Source organism: Streptomyces griseorubiginosus, assembly GCF_001514195.1.
GTDB lineage: Bacteria > Actinomycetota > Actinomycetes > Streptomycetales > Streptomycetaceae > Streptomyces > Streptomyces griseorubiginosus.
This window is the reverse complement of record NZ_KQ948735.1, coordinates 593288-610534: the sequence shown is the minus strand read 5'-3', so window position 1 is coordinate 610534 and position 17247 is coordinate 593288. Positions and strand designations below refer to the sequence as shown.

General features: G+C 70.2%; 17 protein-coding genes. 10 read left to right on the top strand and 7 right to left on the bottom strand.

Features of this window, described 5'->3' with window-relative positions; all coding sequences use genetic code 11:
• Positions 1-57: 57 nt before the first annotated feature.
• Both AQJ54_RS09235 and AQJ54_RS09230 read right to left on the bottom strand, forming a co-directional pair.
• Entirely contained in the window at positions 58-516 is a 459-nt protein-coding gene (locus tag AQJ54_RS09235) for a peroxiredoxin (protein WP_062033808.1), read from the bottom strand.
• 109 nt (positions 517-625) lie between these two features.
• Positions 626-1057: a DUF3052 domain-containing protein gene (locus AQJ54_RS09230; RefSeq protein WP_020116104.1), complete on the bottom strand. Its 432-nt coding sequence runs from the start codon at positions 1055-1057 to the stop codon at positions 626-628.
• A gap of 343 nt (positions 1058-1400) precedes the next feature.
• Here AQJ54_RS09230 and aceE point away from each other — a divergent pair, with 343 nt between their 5' ends.
• Positions 1401-4133 carry a pyruvate dehydrogenase (acetyl-transferring), homodimeric type gene (aceE, locus tag AQJ54_RS09225; RefSeq protein ID WP_062033804.1) on the top strand — a complete coding sequence of 911 codons (2733 nt, stop codon included), beginning with the start codon at positions 1401-1403 and terminating at the stop codon, positions 4131-4133.
• Between the two features lie 115 nt (positions 4134-4248).
• A complete protein-coding gene (locus AQJ54_RS09220) occupies positions 4249-4986 on the top strand; it encodes a potassium channel family protein (protein WP_062033801.1) in 738 nt (245 codons plus the stop codon).
• Positions 4987-5214: 228 nt separating this feature from the next.
• Here AQJ54_RS09220 and AQJ54_RS09215 read toward each other — a convergent pair whose 3' ends face one another.
• A complete protein-coding gene (locus tag AQJ54_RS09215; RefSeq protein ID WP_062235838.1) occupies positions 5215-5529 on the bottom strand; it encodes a hypothetical protein in 315 nt (104 codons plus the stop codon).
• Between the two features lie 277 nt (positions 5530-5806).
• Positions 5807-7426, bottom strand: coding sequence for an MFS transporter (locus AQJ54_RS09210; protein WP_062235835.1), 1620 nt, complete (start codon positions 7424-7426; stop codon positions 5807-5809).
• Positions 7427-7492: 66 nt separating this feature from the next.
• Between AQJ54_RS09210 and AQJ54_RS09205 the strand changes: the two genes are divergently transcribed.
• The 3 genes from AQJ54_RS09205 to AQJ54_RS09195 are packed head-to-tail and all read left to right on the top strand — an operon-like array spanning position 7493 to position 10316.
• Positions 7493-8128: a TetR family transcriptional regulator gene (locus AQJ54_RS09205; protein ID WP_062033792.1), complete on the top strand. Its 636-nt coding sequence runs from the start codon at positions 7493-7495 to the stop codon at positions 8126-8128.
• 54 nt (positions 8129-8182) lie between these two features.
• On the top strand, positions 8183-9400 hold the full coding sequence (locus AQJ54_RS09200; RefSeq protein WP_062235830.1) for an alpha/beta hydrolase: 1218 nt from the start codon (positions 8183-8185) through the stop codon (positions 9398-9400).
• A gap of 58 nt (positions 9401-9458) precedes the next feature.
• On the top strand, positions 9459-10316 hold the full coding sequence (locus tag AQJ54_RS09195) for a DUF4429 domain-containing protein (protein WP_062235827.1): 858 nt from the start codon (positions 9459-9461) through the stop codon (positions 10314-10316).
• Between the two features lie 52 nt (positions 10317-10368).
• On the opposite strand, the gene AQJ54_RS09190 is transcribed toward AQJ54_RS09195, so the two are convergent.
• Positions 10369-11385 (bottom strand): aldo/keto reductase, encoded by a 1017-nt coding sequence (locus AQJ54_RS09190; RefSeq protein WP_030323486.1) that lies wholly within the window; start codon positions 11383-11385, stop codon positions 10369-10371.
• Positions 11382-11849, bottom strand: coding sequence for a MerR family transcriptional regulator (locus tag AQJ54_RS09185; protein ID WP_020116113.1), 468 nt, complete (start codon positions 11847-11849; stop codon positions 11382-11384). Before AQJ54_RS09185 ends, AQJ54_RS09190 begins: the two co-directional genes overlap by 4 nt.
• Before the next feature lie 97 nt (positions 11850-11946).
• Here AQJ54_RS09185 and AQJ54_RS09180 point away from each other — a divergent pair, with 97 nt between their 5' ends.
• The gene (locus AQJ54_RS09180) at positions 11947-12417 is read left to right on the top strand and encodes a GNAT family N-acetyltransferase (RefSeq protein WP_062235824.1); all 471 of its coding nucleotides are present in this window, start codon (positions 11947-11949) and stop codon (positions 12415-12417) included.
• Between the two features lie 19 nt (positions 12418-12436).
• On the top strand, positions 12437-13252 hold the full coding sequence (locus tag AQJ54_RS09175) for a serine hydrolase domain-containing protein (RefSeq protein WP_062033781.1): 816 nt from the start codon (positions 12437-12439) through the stop codon (positions 13250-13252).
• Here AQJ54_RS09175 and AQJ54_RS09170 read toward each other — a convergent pair.
• The gene (locus AQJ54_RS09170) at positions 13249-13902 is read right to left on the bottom strand and encodes a pirin family protein (protein ID WP_062237070.1); all 654 of its coding nucleotides are present in this window, start codon (positions 13900-13902) and stop codon (positions 13249-13251) included. The genes AQJ54_RS09175 and AQJ54_RS09170 overlap by 4 nt on opposite strands.
• Positions 13903-13994: 92 nt before the next feature.
• Between AQJ54_RS09170 and fasR the strand changes: the two genes are divergently transcribed.
• From fasR to AQJ54_RS09155, 3 genes are all read left to right on the top strand, one after another.
• Positions 13995-15200, top strand: coding sequence for a fatty acid biosynthesis transcriptional regulator FasR (gene fasR, locus AQJ54_RS09165; RefSeq protein ID WP_062028008.1), 1206 nt, complete (start codon positions 13995-13997; stop codon positions 15198-15200).
• An 89-nt stretch (positions 15201-15289) separates the two neighbouring features.
• Complete coding sequence (locus AQJ54_RS09160; RefSeq protein WP_062028006.1) at positions 15290-16213, top strand: ACP S-malonyltransferase; 924 nt, start codon at positions 15290-15292, stop codon at positions 16211-16213.
• Positions 16214-16229: 16 nt separating this feature from the next.
• A complete protein-coding gene (locus AQJ54_RS09155; protein ID WP_062028004.1) occupies positions 16230-17228 on the top strand; it encodes a ketoacyl-ACP synthase III in 999 nt (332 codons plus the stop codon).
• Positions 17229-17247: the final 19 nt, after the last annotated feature.

Here is a 17247-nt window from a genome sequence, read left to right as displayed (position 1 = left end):
CAACGATTCGATCCTAGTGAGGGGTTCCCGGCCCACGCAGTCCCTGGAGGCGAACAATCACAGGGTGTCGAGCGCCTTCACGTACTCGTTCAGGTCCCGGGCGTCCGGCAGGGCGTTGACGACGGTCCAGCGGACCACGCCCTCCTTGTCGATGACGAAGGTGCCGCGGACCGCGCAGCCCTTGTCCTCGGCGAAGACGCCGTAGGCGCGGGAGACCTCGCCGTGCGGCCAGAAGTCGCTGAGCAGCGGGTACTCCAGGCCCTCCTGCTCGGCGAAGACGCGCAGGGTGTGGATGGAGTCGTTGGAGACGGCGAGCAGCTGGGTGTCGCGGTCGGAGAACTGCGGAAGGTTGTCACGCAGCTCGCACAGCTCACCGGTGCACACGCCGGTGAAGGCGAAGGGGTAGAAGAGCAGCACGACGTTCTTGCCGCCGCGGAAGTCGGACAGCTTCACGGTGCGTCCGTGGTTGTCCTTGAGCTCGAAGTCGGGGGCCTTGTCGCCGACCTGGATCGCCATCGCGTGGATGTCCCTTCGGGAGCTGTTCGAGTGACGGAACCACCCTACGCAGCGATCACCGCACGGAAGCGGACGGGCCGGTCGTACCGGCCCGTCCGGTCCCACAGGGCTACTTCTTGGACTTGGCCGCCTTGGGCGTCACCAGCCGGCTGCCGCTCCAGTCCTTGCCCACGCTGACGCTCTTGGAGGCGGACAGGCCCGCCGTCGTCGCGGCTTCGGAGATGTCGCTCGGCTCGACGTAGCCGTCCCGGCCGGTCTTCGGCGTCAGCAGCAGGATCGAGCCGCCCTCCTCGATGTACGTGGTGGCGTCCACCAGCACATCGGTCAGGTCGCCGTCCTCGTCACGGAACCAGAGCACCACGGCATCGGCGACGTCGTCGTAGTCCTCGTCCACAAGGTCGCTGCCGATGACCTGCTCGATGGCCTCGCGGAGCTCCTGGTCTACGTCGTCGTCGTAGCCGATCTCCTGGACCACCTGCTCGGGCTGGAACCCCAGCCTCACGGCAGGGCTCGTCTCCGCGTGGTCCGCGGTCGCGCTCACGGGGTGCCTCCTGATCTTGTCTTTGGGTATGTATCAGCCACGCGCGTGCGCGAAGCAATGGCCGTAGTCCACACGGGCGGGGCGGATCGCGCAAGTACCCGGCGTTTCTGACGGCCGAAACGGTGACGTTCCGGAACGTGTCACCGCAACTCCAGGCACATCGTCGCGGTCACGTCGTGACGCATGCCACACCTTTCTGCCCTCTTTGCGTGTTTGGGAACCATACCCGGGTAAAGGGCCTTGGGTTACCCCGGAGTAGAGATGACGTTTGGCCCCCCGAGGTACACGATGGGGAGCGGTGCAGACCTCTAGAAATACGGCCCTCTGACAGGTAAGGAACAGCGTGGCTTCCGGATCCGATCGCAACCCGATCATCATTGGCGGCCTTCCGAGTCAGGTTCCTGACTTCGATCCCGAGGAAACCCAGGAGTGGCTCGACTCCCTCGACGCCGCCGTGGACGAGCGCGGCCGGGAGCGGGCCCGCTATCTGATGCTGCGGCTCATCGAGCGGGCCCGTGAGAAGCGCGTGGCCGTGCCCGAGATGCGCAGCACGGACTACGTGAACACCATCCCGACCAGGGCTGAACCGTTCTTCCCGGGCAACGAGGAGATCGAGCGCAAGATCCTGAACGCCACCCGGTGGAACGCGGCCGTGATGGTCTCGCGCGCCCAGCGTCCCGGGATCGGCGTCGGCGGCCACATCGCCACCTTCGCCTCCTCCGCCTCCCTCTACGACGTCGGCTTCAACCACTTCTTCCGCGGCAAGGACGAGGGCGACGGCGGTGACCAGGTCTTCTTCCAGGGCCACGCCTCCCCCGGCATCTACGCCCGCGCGTTCCTCCTGGACCGGCTGAGCGAGGCCAACCTCGACGCGTTCCGCCAGGAGAAGTCGAAGGCCCCGCACGGCCTGTCCTCCTACCCGCACCCGCGGCTCATGCCGGACTTCTGGGAGTTCCCGACCGTGTCGATGGGCCTCGGCCCGATCGGCGCGATCTACCAGGCCCGGATGAACCGCTACATGCACGCGCGCGGGATCGCGGACACGAGCAAGTCGCAGGTGTGGGCGTTCCTCGGCGACGGCGAGATGGACGAGCCGGAGTCGCTCGGCCAGCTGACCATCGCGGCCCGCGAGGGCCTGGACAACCTGACCTTCGTCGTCAACTGCAACCTCCAGCGCCTCGACGGCCCGGTGCGCGGCAACGGCAAGGTCATCCAGGAGCTGGAGTCGGTCTTCCGGGGCGCCGGCTGGAACGTCATCAAGCTGATCTGGGACCGCACCTGGGACCCGCTGCTCGCGCAGGACCGCGACGGCATCCTGGTCAACCGGATGAACACCACTCCGGACGGCCAGTTCCAGACCTACGCCACCGAGTCGGGCGCCTACATCCGCGAGCACTTCTTCGGCGACGACCAGCGGCTGCGCGCGATGGTCGAGGGCATGACCGACGACCAGATCCTGCACCTGGGCCGCGGCGGGCACGACCACAAGAAGATCTACGCGGCGTTCAAGGCGGCCGTGGAGCACAAGGGCCAGCCGACGGTCATCCTCGCGAAGACCGTCAAGGGCTGGACGCTGGGCCCCAACTTCGAGGGCCGCAACGCCACGCACCAGATGAAGAAGCTGACGGTCGACGACCTCAAGCGCTTCCGCGACCGGCTGCACCTGCCGATCTCCGACAAGGAGCTGGAGTCGGGCGCGCCGCCCTACTACCACCCGGGCCGGGACTCGGAGGAGATCCAGTACATGCACGACCGCCGGCAGGGTCTTGGCGGTTACGTCCCCACGCGTGTGGTGCGCGCCGAGCCGCTCGCACTGCCGGACGACAAGACGTACGCGACCGTGAAGAAGGGCTCCGGGCACCAGTCGATCGCCACCACCATGGCTTTCGTACGGCTGCTCAAGGACCTCATGCGGGACAAGGAGATCGGCAAGCGGTTCGTGCTGATCGCGCCGGACGAGTACCGCACCTTCGGCATGGACTCGTTCTTCCCGAGTGCGAAGATCTACAACCCGCTCGGGCAGCAGTACGAGTCGGTGGACCGCGAGCTGCTGCTGGCGTACAAGGAGTCGCCGACGGGCCAGATGCTGCACGACGGCATCTCGGAGGCGGGCTGCACGGCCTCGCTGATCGCGGCGGGTTCGGCGTACGCCACCCACGGCGAGCCGCTGATCCCGGTCTACGTCTTCTACTCGATGTTCGGTTTCCAGCGCACCGGCGACCAGTTCTGGCAGATGTCGGACCAGCTGGCGCGCGGTTTCGTCCTGGGCGCGACCGCGGGCCGTACGACGCTGACCGGTGAGGGGCTCCAGCACGCGGACGGCCACTCGCAGCTGCTCGCCTCGACCAACCCGGGCTGTGTGGCGTACGACCCGGCGTTCGGGTTCGAGATCGCGCACATCGTGCAGGACGGTCTGCGGCGGATGTACGGCCCGGACAGTGAGGACGTCTTCTACTACCTCACCGTCTACAACGAGCCCATCCAGCACCCGGCCGAGCCGGAGAACGTGGACGTGGAGGGCATCCTCAAGGGCGTCTACCGCTTCAGCGAGGGTGTGGCGGGGTCGATCCCGGCGCAGATCGTCGCGTCCGGGGTGGCGGTGCCGTGGGCGGTCGAGGCGCAGAAGATCCTCGCCGAGGACTGGAACGTCAAGGCCGACGTCTGGTCGGCGACCTCCTGGAACGAGCTGCGGCGCGACGCGGTGGCCTGCGAGGAGCACAACCTGCTGCACCCCGAGGAGGAGCAGCGGGTGCCGTACGTGACGCGCAAGTTCGCCGGCGCGGAGGGTCCGTTCGTGGCCGTGTCCGACTGGATGCGGGCGGTTCCGGACCAGATCGCGCGGTGGGTGCCGGGGACGTACCAGTCGCTGGGCGCGGACGGGTTCGGCTTCGCGGACACCCGCGGGGCGGCCCGGCGGTTCTTCCACATCGACGCGCAGTCGATCGTGGTGGGCGTGCTGACGGAGCTGGCGCGGGAGGGGAAGGTGGACCGGTCGGTGCTGAAGCAGGCGATCGACCGGTACCAGTTGCTGGATGTGTCGGCGGCTGACCCGGGTGCGGCTGGGGGCGACGCGTAGTTCTTCGGCTGCGGGCGCGTGGGGGCTGGTCGCGCAGTTCCCCGCGCCCCTGGGGGTTGCAGGGGCGGTGGGCTCTAAGGCTCACCGCCCTTTACCGTTTCTCTACTATGCGGACATGAAGGAACAGTCGGCGCAGGACCGTTGGGAACAGCACACTCAGCGGCCCCTGCTGGCCCTCGCGGTGTTGTTCGCCGTCGCCTATGCCGTGCCGATCGTGGACACCTCGGCGGGGCATTCGCTGACGGCGGCGTGCACGGTGGCCGAGTGGGTGGTGTGGGGGTTCTTCGCGGTCGACTACCTGATGCGGTTGTCGCTGTCGCGGGACCGCCGGGGGTTCGTACGGCAGCACTGGATGGACCTGTGTGCCGTGGTGGTCCCGCTCATACAGCCCCTGCGTCTGCTGCGGCTGGTCTCCACGCTGCTGCTGGTGGGGCGGCGGGCGCGGATGGCCTCGCAGATCAGGGTGACGACGTACGTGGGCGGGGCGGTCGTCGGGCTGCTGATGTTCGGCTCGCTGGCGGTGCTCTCGGTGGAGCGGGACTCACCGAACGGGAACATCCGGACGCTGGGTGACGCGGTGTGGTGGTCCTTCACCACGATGACGACGGTTGGCTACGGCGACCACGCCCCGACGACCGGCCTGGGCCGGATGATCGCGGTCGGGCTGATGCTCTCCGGCATCGCCCTCCTCGGTGTCGTCACCGCGAACATCGCCGCCTGGTTCATCGAACGCTTCGAGAAGGACGACGTGGAGGAACGCGAACAGACGGAGGCGATCAGAGCCCTGACAGAGGAGGTCCGCGCACTACGAGCCGAGGTGGCGGCCTTGCGCAAGACGTCCGTCGGCGGCTGACGGGGACTCCGCCGAGGACGCGGCCGGCTTGGGCTCTCACCCGGCGGCCATTGCGAGCGGGCCGCAGCTGATCGTGAGGGGCCACGGATGACGCCCGGCACGAAGCAGCCCGTGAGCACACGGGTACCGGCCTCTCTGGGGAACAGTCCCGGAGCCGCTCAGCCGTCGGCAGGCATGAGGCGGGCCCTCGGTCGTCCCACCGGGGGCCCTTCCCTCACGCGCCCCGGGTCAGAACATGCCGGTGCCCGGGGTGGCCGCTCCGACGAGCCAGATGATCGCCAGGAGCGTGTCGATGGCGCCCAGTACGAAGGCGACCAAGGCCGGCCAGGCGCGGTTGCCGCCGCCCGACCAGCTGCGACCCATCGCGAGCCAACCACAGACCATCGCAACGGGGCCTAGAACGATGCCCAGCACGAAGAAACCGGCCACCGCGCAGATGACTCCGATGATCCCGAGCGTCGCGCGATCCGGCCCGCTCCGTGACCACGTACGGCCACGTGATCGGGGGTACCTGCGCGTTCCCTGTCCGAAGCCCGCCATCATCAACTCCCTGACACCCTCGGTTGGTTGGGTTCGTCTTGGGTTCAACGATGCGAGTACCCCGGTTCAGGCCGATAATCCTCCGGCCTTGCGGCGCGCCGCCCCCCTCCGGCAGCGCGCCGCAGCGCCGTCCGCCCTCCCCGTCACACGAGATGTGCCGTGCGGAGGGCATGACTTACTGTGACCTGCGGCGCGTACCGGGTGCGAGAAATCTTTAGCCCCTTCACCCTGATAGGGGAAGAACGCTGACGTCCCGTCAGGCGTGACCTGCGGTTCTTGCTCAGATGTGTCCCACGCCCGCCCCCGCCTCGGCGTTCACCCCGCGCTTGGTGAGCAGGGCCACCAGGACGGCGAACGCCGCAACCCCGGCGGCGACCAGGGACGCCAGGCTCATCCCGGAGATGAAGGTGTCGTGGGCGACATCGGTGATCTTCGCGACGATCTCCGGCGGAGTCCCCTTGGTGACCGGCGGCACACCCACCTGGACCGCCTCGGACGCCTGGTCCAGCTGGGCCGGCGTGAGCGGGGGCAGGCCCGCGTCCTTCCAGTTGCCCGCGAGGTCGCCGTCCACCTTGGAGGCCATCACGGCGCCCAGCACGGCCGTACCGAGGCTGCCGCCGATCTGCATCGCGGCCTGCTGGAGACCGCCGGCCACACCGGACAGCTCCATGGGCGCGTTGCCGACGATGACCTCGGTGGCGCCGACCATCACCGGCGCGAGGCCGAGGCCGAGCAGGGCGAACCAGAGCGACATGACCGCGCTGCCGGTGTCCGTCTCCAGCGTCGACATGCCGAACATCGCGATCGCCACCGACGCCATACCGCCGGCCAGCGGGATACGGGGGCCGAGCTTGGTGATCAGCACGCCCGCGAGCGGGGAGCCGACGATCATCATCCCGGTGAGCGGGAGCAGGTGGAGACCGGCGTCGATCGGGCTCATGCCGTGCACGTTCTGGAGGTAGAAGGTCACGAAGAACAGGCCGCCCATGAACGCGATCGCCATGAGGACCATCAGGACCACACCCGCCGACAGCGGCACCGAGCGGAACAGCGCGAGCGGGATCAGCGGCTCCTTGACCTTCGTCTCCCAGAGGGCGAAGAGGGCGAAGCCCGCCAGGGAGGCCAGGATGAAGGTCCAGGTCAGTCCGTCGCCCCAGCCCCAGGTCGGGGCCTTGATGAGCGCCCACACCAGGCAGAACATCGCGCCGGACAGCAGGGCTATGCCCAGCAGGTCGAAGGAGCGCGGGGCGTTCTCCGCACGGTGGTCGAGCAGGATCAGCACACCGAGGACGAGCGCGAGGACGCCCACCGGCACGTTGATGAAGAACACCGACTGCCAGTTGACGTGCTCGACGAGGACACCGCCGAGGATCGGGCCGCCGGCGGTGGAGGCGCCGATGACCATGCCCCAGATGCCGATCGCCATGTTGAGCTTCTCGGCCGGGAAGGTGGCCCGCAGCAGACCGAGCGCGGCCGGCATCAGCAGCGCCCCGAACAGGCCCTGGAGGACGCGGAAGGTGACGACGGCGGCGATGGAGCTGGAGAGCCCGATCGCGCCCGAGGCGGCGGCGAAGCCGACCACGCCGATCAGGAAGGTCTGGCGGTGGCCGAAGCGGTCACCGAGCTTGCCCGCGGTGATCAGGGCGACCGCCAGGGCGAGGAAGTAGCCGTTGGTGATCCACTGGACGTCCGCGAAGCTCGCCTTGAGGTCGGCCTGGATGGCCGGGTTGGCGATGGCCACGATGGTGCCGTCCAGGGCGACCATCATGACGCCGACAGCCACGGTCAGGAGGGTGAGCCAGGGGTGTCCGCGCAGCCCGGAGGCGGGCACCTGATCCGACGCGGACGGCGACGCCCCGTCCCCCGGTCCCGTCGTGTCGAGGGTGGTCTGACTAGTCATGTGTTCGAGGCTAGTGACAGCCACTGACAATTGACAAACCAATTCACAAGTCGGTAACTGACACCAATGGAAACCCTGCGCGAACGCAAGAAGCAGCGCACCCGGGAGGCACTCCTCCGGGTCGCCGTCGAACTGTTCACCACCCGCGGCTACGAAGGCACGACCGTCGACGACATCGCCGACGCCGTCGGCGTCTCGCAGCGCACCTTCTTCCGCTACTTCGCCGGCAAGGAGGACGCGGCCCTCGCGCTCGACGAGATGACGGTCGCGCACTTCGTCGAGGCGGTACGCGCGCGCCCCGCGCACGAGCCGCCGCTCCAGGCGCTGCGCCAGGCCGTCCTGGAGGGCTGGGACACCCTGCACGAGGTCGTGGACTCGGTCGTACCGGTGGAGCGGTTCCTCGCCCTGTACCGGGTGATCGAATCGACCCCCGTGCTGCTCGCCGCCCATCTGCGGCGCTCGGTGGAGGCCGAGGAGGTCCTCGCACAGGTGCTCGCCGAACGCGAGGGCCTCGACCCGGAGACCGACCCGCGGCCACGCCTGACCGTGGCCGCCTTCGGCGGGGTGATGCGGATGACGGAACGCCGCTGGATGACGGACGGGGACTTCAGCCTGGAGGCCATGCGGGAGCTGACGGTCTCCCACCTGGAACTGCTGGGACCGGCCCTGGCGGGCAAGTGGCTCCCTTACACCAAAACGTGATACCCGTCACTCGATTAACCCGAGACCGTCCCGTTCTCCTAGTGTGTCCTTTCAGTGACTTCCTTCGACACCTCCCCGCAACTCAGCGTCTGGCGCGTACTGCTCGCGCTGGCCGTGGTGTTCGTGATGCTGGCGACCACCGGGTGGACCGCGCTGCACAACCAGCGCGAGACCACCCCGCTCCAGGCCTCCCTCGACTCCTGGACGCACGGCCGGCTCCACGGACACCGGCTGCCCGACCCGGACGCCTCCCCCGCGCTGCTCTCCCGGTACTTCGCGAAGCTCGGCTCGCAGGAGCGCGTCCACCTCGCGCAGCGCTACCCGCTCGCGGTCGGCAACATGAACGGCGCCCCGGTCGGACTGCGCTACCAGGCCAACCGCCTCGCGCTGCTCCAGGCCCGTGGCGTCGAGCGTGCACGCATGCACGACCCCCGGCTCACGCCCTCCGGCCAGCAGGAGGCGGGCGAGCGGATGCGCCGCTTCGAGGCGCTGACCGCCCCCGACCGCCACATCCTCGCCTTCGACCCCGACGGCTCCGGCCGGGTCGCCGAGGTCTTCGGCGACCTGCGCACGGCGGAGCGGGTCTCGGTCGTCGTGCCGGGTGTCGACACCGACCTGCTCACCTTCCAGCGCACCAACCGCAGTTGGTCCGCCCCGGTCGGCATGGCCAAGGCCCTGTACCAGGCCGAGCGCGCGGCGAGCCCGGCCACGCGTACGGCGGTGATCGCCTGGGCCGACTACACCGCCCCCGCCGGACTCGGCATCGAATCGGCCACCGCGATGCGCGCCGAGAGCGGCGCCGTACGGCTGAACGCGCTGGTGCGCGCGCTGCCCGGCGCCACCCCCGTCTCCCTGTTCTGCCACAGCTACGGCTCCGTGGTGTGCGGGGTCGCCGCGCACACGCTGCCCGCCCGGGTGGCCGACATCGCGGTGGCCGGCAGCCCCGGGATGCGGGTCGCCAACGCCTCCCATCTGCGCACCTCCGCGCGGGTGTGGGCGATGCGGGACGCCGACGACTGGATCCAGGACGTGCCGTACCTGGAGCTCGGCGGGCTCGGCCACGGCGCCGACCCGGTGTCCTCCGCGTTCGGTGCCCGGGTGCTGTCCGCGCAGGGTGCGGACGGCCACGCCGGTTACTTCCAACCCGGAACGGAGAGTCTCGACAACTTCGCCGACATCGGCGTTGGCGCATACCGCTCGGTGCGGTGCGCCCACGAGGACGAAGCCTGCCGTGCCGGTTTGTCCGGCACGGCCACGGCCGGACGCGCGTAGAGACCGCAGGAACCGCGGTCTGCGCGAGGAGGGGACGAAGGAGCTCGTGCCGCATACGATGACCCGCATGGGTGACGTACTGGCCGGATTTCATGCCGCCTGGGAGTTCGAGTCCGACTCCGTGCTCATCCGCTACGAACGGGGGATCCGCACGCCGAAGCTCTTCCAGGCGCTGGGCGAACGACGGGTCCCCCTGGGGGCGATCTCCGGGGTGACCCTGTCTCCCGGCAAGCGGGGCACAGTGGTGCTGCACGCCGTACCGCGACCGGGGGCGGACCCCCTCATGGAGGCGGCGGCGGGGCAGCTGAAGGAAGGGTGCGATCCGTACCGGCTGGTGCTGCCGGCGGACAAGGAGACGCTCGCCGAGTACTACCGGGACGAGCTGCGCGGGCTGCTCAAGGAGGACGACGAGCAGGCGGATCGTTTCCTGGTCGCGGCGCCCGAAGTGCCGTTGCAGTTCAAGGCGTACGACGGGAAGGCGTCCTTCGACGGCCGTACCGTCGGCTTCCGGTGGTTCTGGACGGGAGCGTCCTCGGCGAAGTGGAAGGCCGGGGACCAGAGTTTCCCGGTGTCCGAGCTGACGGGTGTCGAGTGGCGGTCACCGGAGGTCTTCGAGGGGCATCTGCGGCTGCTCCGCGGGGAGCCGGGGCCGGTGCAGGCGGACCAGGACCCGGCGGCCGTGGTGTTCGGGCTCGGGTACGGGCCCGTGCACGAGTCGTTGCCCTTCGCCGCCGCGGTGCTGGCCGCGGTGAAGCAGCGCGGGGCCACGGCGGCGGTCACGGCCGTGGCCGCGCCGCGCCGGGACCCCGCGGACATCGCCGAGCGGATCCGCCACCTCGGGGAGCTGCACCAGGCCGGGCTGGTCACCGACGAGGAGTTCTCCGTGAAGAAGGCGGAACTGCTGGCGGAGCTCTAGCTGTACCTGGTCATGACTTTGGTGACAGTCGGGTGATCGGTGGCCGGCTGGCTCACTCCCGGCCCGCCGACGAGAACCGCATGTCCGCGTACCGGTCGCCCGCCACCTGGCCGGCGATCGGCTCCAGCAGCTCCAGTTCCTCCTTGGTGAGCTCGATGCCCGTCGCGGCCGCGTTCTCCTCGACCCGGGCCGGCTTGCGGGTGCCCGGGATCGGGACGACCGGGAGGCCGTGGACCTCGGACTGCTGCTGGACCCAGGCCAGGGCGACCTGACCCAGGGAGACTCCGTGGGCGTCGGCGACCTGGCGGATCGGCTCCAGCAGGGCCGCGTTCGCCGCAGCGTTGTCGCCCGTGAAGCGGGGCTGCTGGCGGCGGAAGTCGTCGGCGGTGAGGTCCTTGGCGGCGTCGGTGAAGGAGCCGGTGAGGAAGCCGCGGCCGAGCGGGGAGTACGGGACGAGGGTGACGCCGAGTTCACGGGCGGCCGGGACCACCTTGGCCTCGATGTCCCGGCTGAACAGGGACCACTCCGACTGCACGGCGGCGATCGGGTGGACGGCCTGGGCCGCGCGCAGCTCGCCCGCGGTGACCTCGCTCAGGCCCAGGTGCTTGACCTTGCCCTCGCGCACCAGTTCGGCCATCGTGCCGACGGACTCCTCGATCGGCACGTTCACATCGCGCCGGTGCATGTAGTAGAGGTCGATGACGTCGACGTCCAGGCGCTTCAGGCTCGCCTCGACGGCCTGGCGGATGTACGGCGGGTCGTTGCGGATGATCCGCCGGGTCGGGTCGTCCGCGGGTATCGACAGGGCGAACTTGGTGGCGATCACGACCTCGTCGCGGTGGGCCTTGAAGAATGGGGACAGGAACTTCTCGTTCTCCCCCTGGCCGTAGGCGTCCGCCGTGTCGTAGAGCGTGATCCCGAGCTCCAGGGCCCGCTCCAGGGTGGCCCGGGACGCCTCCGCGTCCACGGGGCCGTACGCGAAGCTCATGCCCATGCAGCCGAGTCCCTGGACGCCGACCTCCGGGCCGTTCTCGCCCAGTCGTGCGGTGGGGATCCTGCTGTCGGTCATCCTGCCTTCTCCTTCTCCCAGTCGGCGCTGCCGGCCTCGGCGTAGAAACTGATCTTGTGGTCCAGAACGGCGAGGGTGTCCTGGAGTTCCGCGATCCGGGCCAGCACGTCCCGGCGGGTCGCCTCGAGCAGCTTGAAGCGGTCGCCGAAGGTCTGGTCGCCCTCCCGCACCAGTTCCGCGTACCGGACCATGTCGGCGACCGGCATGCCGGTGAGCCGGAGCTTGCCGACGAAGGCGAGCCAGTCGAGGTCACGGTTGCTGTAGCGGCGCTGGCCGGTGTGCGAGCGGTCGATGTGCGGCATCAGGCCGATGCGCTCGTACCAGCGCAGGGTGTGCGCGGTCAGGCCGGTGAAGGCGACGACCTCGCTGATCGTGTAGCTGTCCTGGCCGTTGGGGCGCCGGTGCGGGTGCGGCGGGGCGGCACAGCTGTCGGTCCTGGTACTCGTGGTCTCCATCACCGTCATGACCTCAACGCTATGGCCTTGGAGTGCACTCCAAGCAAGCGGTACCGGTAAGAAATCGGCAGGACCGCGCACGGACCGGGTGACTAGCCTGCGGGACATGAGTCTCGTACGCCGGGCCCTGCCCGAGGACGCCGAGGAAGTGCTGCGGCTGCGCCAGGTGATGATCGACGCGCTGCCCGGCGGGGACGCCTCCATGGGGTGGCACGCCGAGGCGCTGCCGTCGCTGCGGGAGAGACTGGGCGAGCCGGACGGGGACTTCGCGGCCTTCGTCGTCGATCACCCGGACCGGCCGGGGGCGTTGGCCGCGCTGGTGGTCGGGACCCTCGACTACCGGATCGGCAAGGCGGGCAACCCGCACGGTCTCGCCGGGTACGTCTTCAGCGTCGCCACCGATCCGGGCGCCCGGCGGCGGGGGTACGCGCGGGCGTGCATGGACGAACTGCTGGCGTGGTTCCGCGAGCGGGGTGCCGGACAGGTCATGCTGACCGCGTCCCCGGAGGCCGAGCCGCTCTACAGCGACCTCGGGTTCGTCACCAAGCCGGACCCCACGATGATCCTGAAGCTGTGAGCGGCTTAACCTCGACGGCATGTCGTTGCAGAGCCTCGCGCTGATCGAGAACTGGCCGGTTCCCACCTCCGCGGCGGGGGTGGTGCGGGCCGACGGCACGGTCCTCGGCACCCACGGTCCGGTGACCCACCGCTTCCCGCTGGCCTCGGTCACCAAGCCGCTCGCGGCCTACGCCGTCCTCGTCGCGTACGAGGAGGGCGCGATCGAGCTCGACGAGCCGGCCGGGCCGAGCGGGTCGACCGTGCGGCATCTGCTCGCGCACACCTCGGGGCTGGCCTTCGACGAGCACCGGGTCACCGCCCCGCCCGGGGAGCGGCGGCTGTACTCGAACGCCGGGTTCGAGCAGCTCGGCGACCATCTCGCCAAGGCCACGGACATCCCGTTCGCGGAGTACCTGCGGCAGGCGGTCCTGGAGCCGCTGGGCATGACGTCGACGTCGCTCACGGGCTCCCCGGCGAAGGACGGGGTCTCGACGGTCGAGGACCTGCTCCGGTTCGCCGCGGAGGTGCAGGCGCCGCGGCTGCTGGACCCGCGCACGGTCGCCGAGGCGATGACGGTCCAGTACCCGGGCACGAAGGGCGTGCTGCCCGGCTACGGCCACCAGAACCCCAACGACTGGGGCCTGGGCTTCGAGATCCGCGACTCCAAGTCCCCGCACTGGACGGGCTCCTCGTCCTCACCGCGCACCTTCGGGCACTTCGGCCAGTCCGGTACGTTCCTGTGGATCGACCCGGACGCGCGGGCGGCCTGCGTGGCCCTGACCGACCGCGCCTTCGGGCCCTGGGCGGTCGAGGCGTGGCCGCCCTTCACCGACGCGGTGCGCTCCGAGCTCTAGGACATCTCCCACAGCAGCAGTTCGGCCCCGGTCACCGCCACCGCGTCCAGTTCCTTCGCGTCGGTGACCCGGGCCGCGTCACCGGGGCCCAGCTCCTCGCCGTCCAGCCGCACGTCTCCGCGCACGACGTGGACGTAGACGAACGGCCCGTCCGGCACCGCGGTCCGCTCCCCCGCGGCCAGCCGCCGCACGTGCAGCATCGCGCCGGCCTCCGGGATCGCGTACGGCGTCGAGTCGGCGATCCCCCGGACGATCTCGTACGACGGCTCGCCGCCCGGCTCCAGGGGTGCCAGCCAGGTCTGCACGAAGGTCAGCGGGGTGTCGGCGTCGTTGCGCTCGACGTGCCGCACGCCCGCGGCGGCGCTGAGCCGCTGCACGTCTCCGGCCCGTACGACCGTCTCGTGCCCGGTGGAGTCGCGGTGCGTGAGCTCCCCCTCGACCACCCAGGTCACGATCTCGGTGTGGCTGTGCGGGTGCTCGTCGAACCCGGCACCGGGCACCAGCCGCTCCTCGTTGCACGCGATCAGCGCGCCGAACCGCAGATTGCCGGGATCGTAGTGCGGCCCGAACGAGAAGGCGTGCCACGACTCGATACCGGCCCCGGGATCCCCACCTGGATAACGCTCCGCAGCGCGCCACACGTCCGTCACGGGACCACGGTAGACCCGCGGCGACATGTCCGGACCGTCAAGCACAACCCCGGCGGCGCGCACTGACGTCCGGATAAGGCAGTCTTGTCCACGTGCCCGAACCCGAACTCCGCAAGTCCGATCCCGCCGCGTCCGTCGTCCATGCTCACGCCGCGACCCTGAAGCGGCTGGAGAAGTCGTCCGGGTCGCTGGCCCAGCAGGCCATCGCGCGGATGGACGAGACGCTGCCGTGGTACCGGGCGATGCCCCCGGAGAACCGTTCCTGGATCGGGCTGGTCGCCCAGGCCGGTATCGCGGCCTTCACCGAGTGGTTCCGGCAGCCGGACGCCCCGCAGGCCATCTCCACCGACGTGTTCGGCACCGCTCCCCGGGAGCTGACCCGGGCCATCACGCTGCGGCAGACCGTGGAGATGGTGCGCACCACGATCGAGGTGATGGAGAGCGCGATCGACGAGGTCGCGGCCCCCGGTGACGAGTCCGTGCTGCGCGAGGCCCTGCTGGTCTACGCCCGTGAGATCGCCTTCGCCACCGCCCAGGTCTACGCCCAGGCCGCCGAGGCACGCGGTGCCTGGGACGCCCGCCTGGAGTCCCTGGTGGTGAACGCCGTGCTGAGCGGGGAGGCCGACGAGGGGGCCGTGAGCCGGGCGGCGGCGCTGGGCTGGAACGCCCCGGAGCACGTGTGCGTGGTGCTGGGCACGGCCCCCGACGGGGACTCCGAGCTGACCGTGGAGGCCATCCGGCGGGCCGCCCGGCACGCCAAGCTCCAGGTGCTGACCGGGGTGCTCGGAGCGCGGCTCGTCGTCATCGCGGGCGGCAGCGACAACCCGCTGGCCGTGGCCAAGTCGCTGATCGGACCGTATGCGGCCGGACCGGTGGTCGCCGGTCCCGTCGTCCCCGATCTGCTGGCCGCGACCCGGTCCGCGCAGGCGGCCGCCGCGGGGCTGAAGGCGTGTTCGGCCTGGCAGGACGCCCCGCGCCCGGTGCTGGCGGACGACCTGCTTCCGGAACGCGCGATGGCCGGTGATCCCAGTGCGCGCGAGCAGCTGGTGGAGGAGATCTACAGACCGCTGGAGGAGGCCGGTTCCGCGCTCCTCGAAACCCTGTCCGTCTACCTCGAACAGGCGTCCAGTCTGGAGGGTGCGGCCCGGATGCTTTTCGTGCATCCCAACACCGTGCGCTACCGGCTTCGACGTGTGACTGACGTCACCGGATGGTCGCCTTCCGATGTACGGTCGGCGTTCACCCTGCGGATCGCGCTCATCCTGGGGCGTCTGGCCGACGGTGATCTCCAGCCCTAGGCTTTTGTCGGGGGCCAACAAAACCCCCACACGTTCTTCGTCCCTGTCCCCACGGGCGGCTTGGGCCGCCCTCAAGAGAGAGTGTGAGAGTGCTCGTACTCGTCGCTCCCGGCCAGGGCGCCCAGACGCCCGGCTTCCTGACCCCCTGGCTCGAACTCCCCGGTGCCGCGGACCGCGTCGCCGCGTGGTCCGACGCCATCGGACTGGATCTCGCCCACTACGGCACACAGGCCGACGCCGACGCCATCCGGGACACCTCGGTGGCCCAGCCGCTGCTGGTCGCGGCCGGGATCCTGTCCGCCTCGGCACTCGGTGCCATCGCCGACATCGCCCCCGGAGCGGTCGCCGGGCACAGCGTCGGTGAGATCACCGCCGCCTCCTTCGCGGGCGTCCTGGACGACACCGCCGCCCTCACCCTCGTCCGCAAGCGGGGCCTGGCAATGGCCGACGCCGCCGCGATCACCGAGACCGGCATGTCGGCGCTGCTCGGCGGCGACCCGGAGGTCTCCGTCGCGCACCTGGAGAAGCTGGGCCTGACCCCGGCGAACGTCAACGGCGCCGGTCAGATCGTCGCCGCGGGCACGCTGGAGCAGCTCGCCGCGCTGAACGACGACAAGCCCGAGGGTGTCCGCAAGGTCGTCCCGCTCAAGGTCGCCGGCGCCTTCCACACGCACCACATGGCCCCCGCGGTCGACGCGCTGGCCAAGGCCGCCGCCGACCTGACCCCGGCCGACCCGACGGTCACGTACGTCTCCAACAAGGACGGCCAGGCCGTCGCCACCGGCGCCGAGGTGCTGGAGCGGCTGGTCGGCCAGGTCGCCAACCCGGTCCGCTGGGACCTGTGCATGGAGACCTTCAAGGAGCTCGGCGCCACCGCGCTCATCGAGGTGTCCCCCGGCGGCACGCTGGTCGGCCTCGCCAAGCGCGCGCTGCCCGGTGTGACCACGCTGGCGCTCAAGACCCCCGACGACCTCGACGCTGCTCGCGAGCTCATCGCCGAGCACGGTGCCTGAGAAGGAGCACGAGAGCATGTCGAAGATCAAGCCCAGCAAGGGCGCCCCGTACGCGCGCATCCTCGGGGTCGGCGGCTACCGCCCGACCCGGGTCGTGCCGAACGAGGTGATCCTCGAGACGATCGACTCCTCCGACGAGTGGATCCGCTCGCGCTCCGGCATCCAGACCCGGCACTGGGCGAACGACGAGGAGACCGTCGCCGCCATGTCGATCGAGGCGTCCGGCAAGGCGATCGCCGACGCCGGGATCTCCGCCGAGCAGATCGGCGGCGTGATCGTCTCGACCGTCTCGCACTTCAAGCAGACCCCGGCCGTGGCGACCGAGATCGCCGACAAGCTGGGCACGGACAAGGCCGCCGCGTTCGACATCTCCGCGGGCTGCGCGGGCTTCGGCTACGGCCTCACGCTCGCCAAGGGCATGATCGTCGAGGGCAGCGCGGAGTACGTGCTGGTGATCGGCGTCGAGCGGCTGAGCGACCTGACCGACCTGGAGGACCGGGCCACCGCCTTCCTGTTCGGCGACGGCGCCGGCGCGGTCGTCGTGGGGCCCTCACAGGAGCCGGCCATCGGCCCCACGGTCTGGGGTTCCGAGGGCGACAAGTCCGAGACGATCAAGCAGACCGTGGCGTGGAACGAGTACGACAGCTCCACCGACAAGTTCCCTGCGATCACGCAGGAGGGCCAGGCGGTGTTCCGCTGGGCCGTGTTCGAGATGGCGAAGGTCGCCCAGCAGGCGCTGGACGCGGCCGGGATCAGCCCGGACGACCTGGACGTCTTCATCCCCCACCAGGCCAACGAGCGGATCATCGACTCGATGGTGAAGACGCTGAAGCTGCCGGAGCACGTCACGGTCGCGCGTGACGTCCGCACCACCGGCAACACCTCGGCCGCCTCGATCCCGCTCGCCATGGAGCGGCTTCTGGCGACCGGCGAGGCGAAGAGCGGCGACACCGCGCTCGTCATCGGATTCGGGGCGGGTCTCGTCTACGCCGCCACTGTCGTTACCCTCCCCTAGGCACTCCGTGCCGGATCGA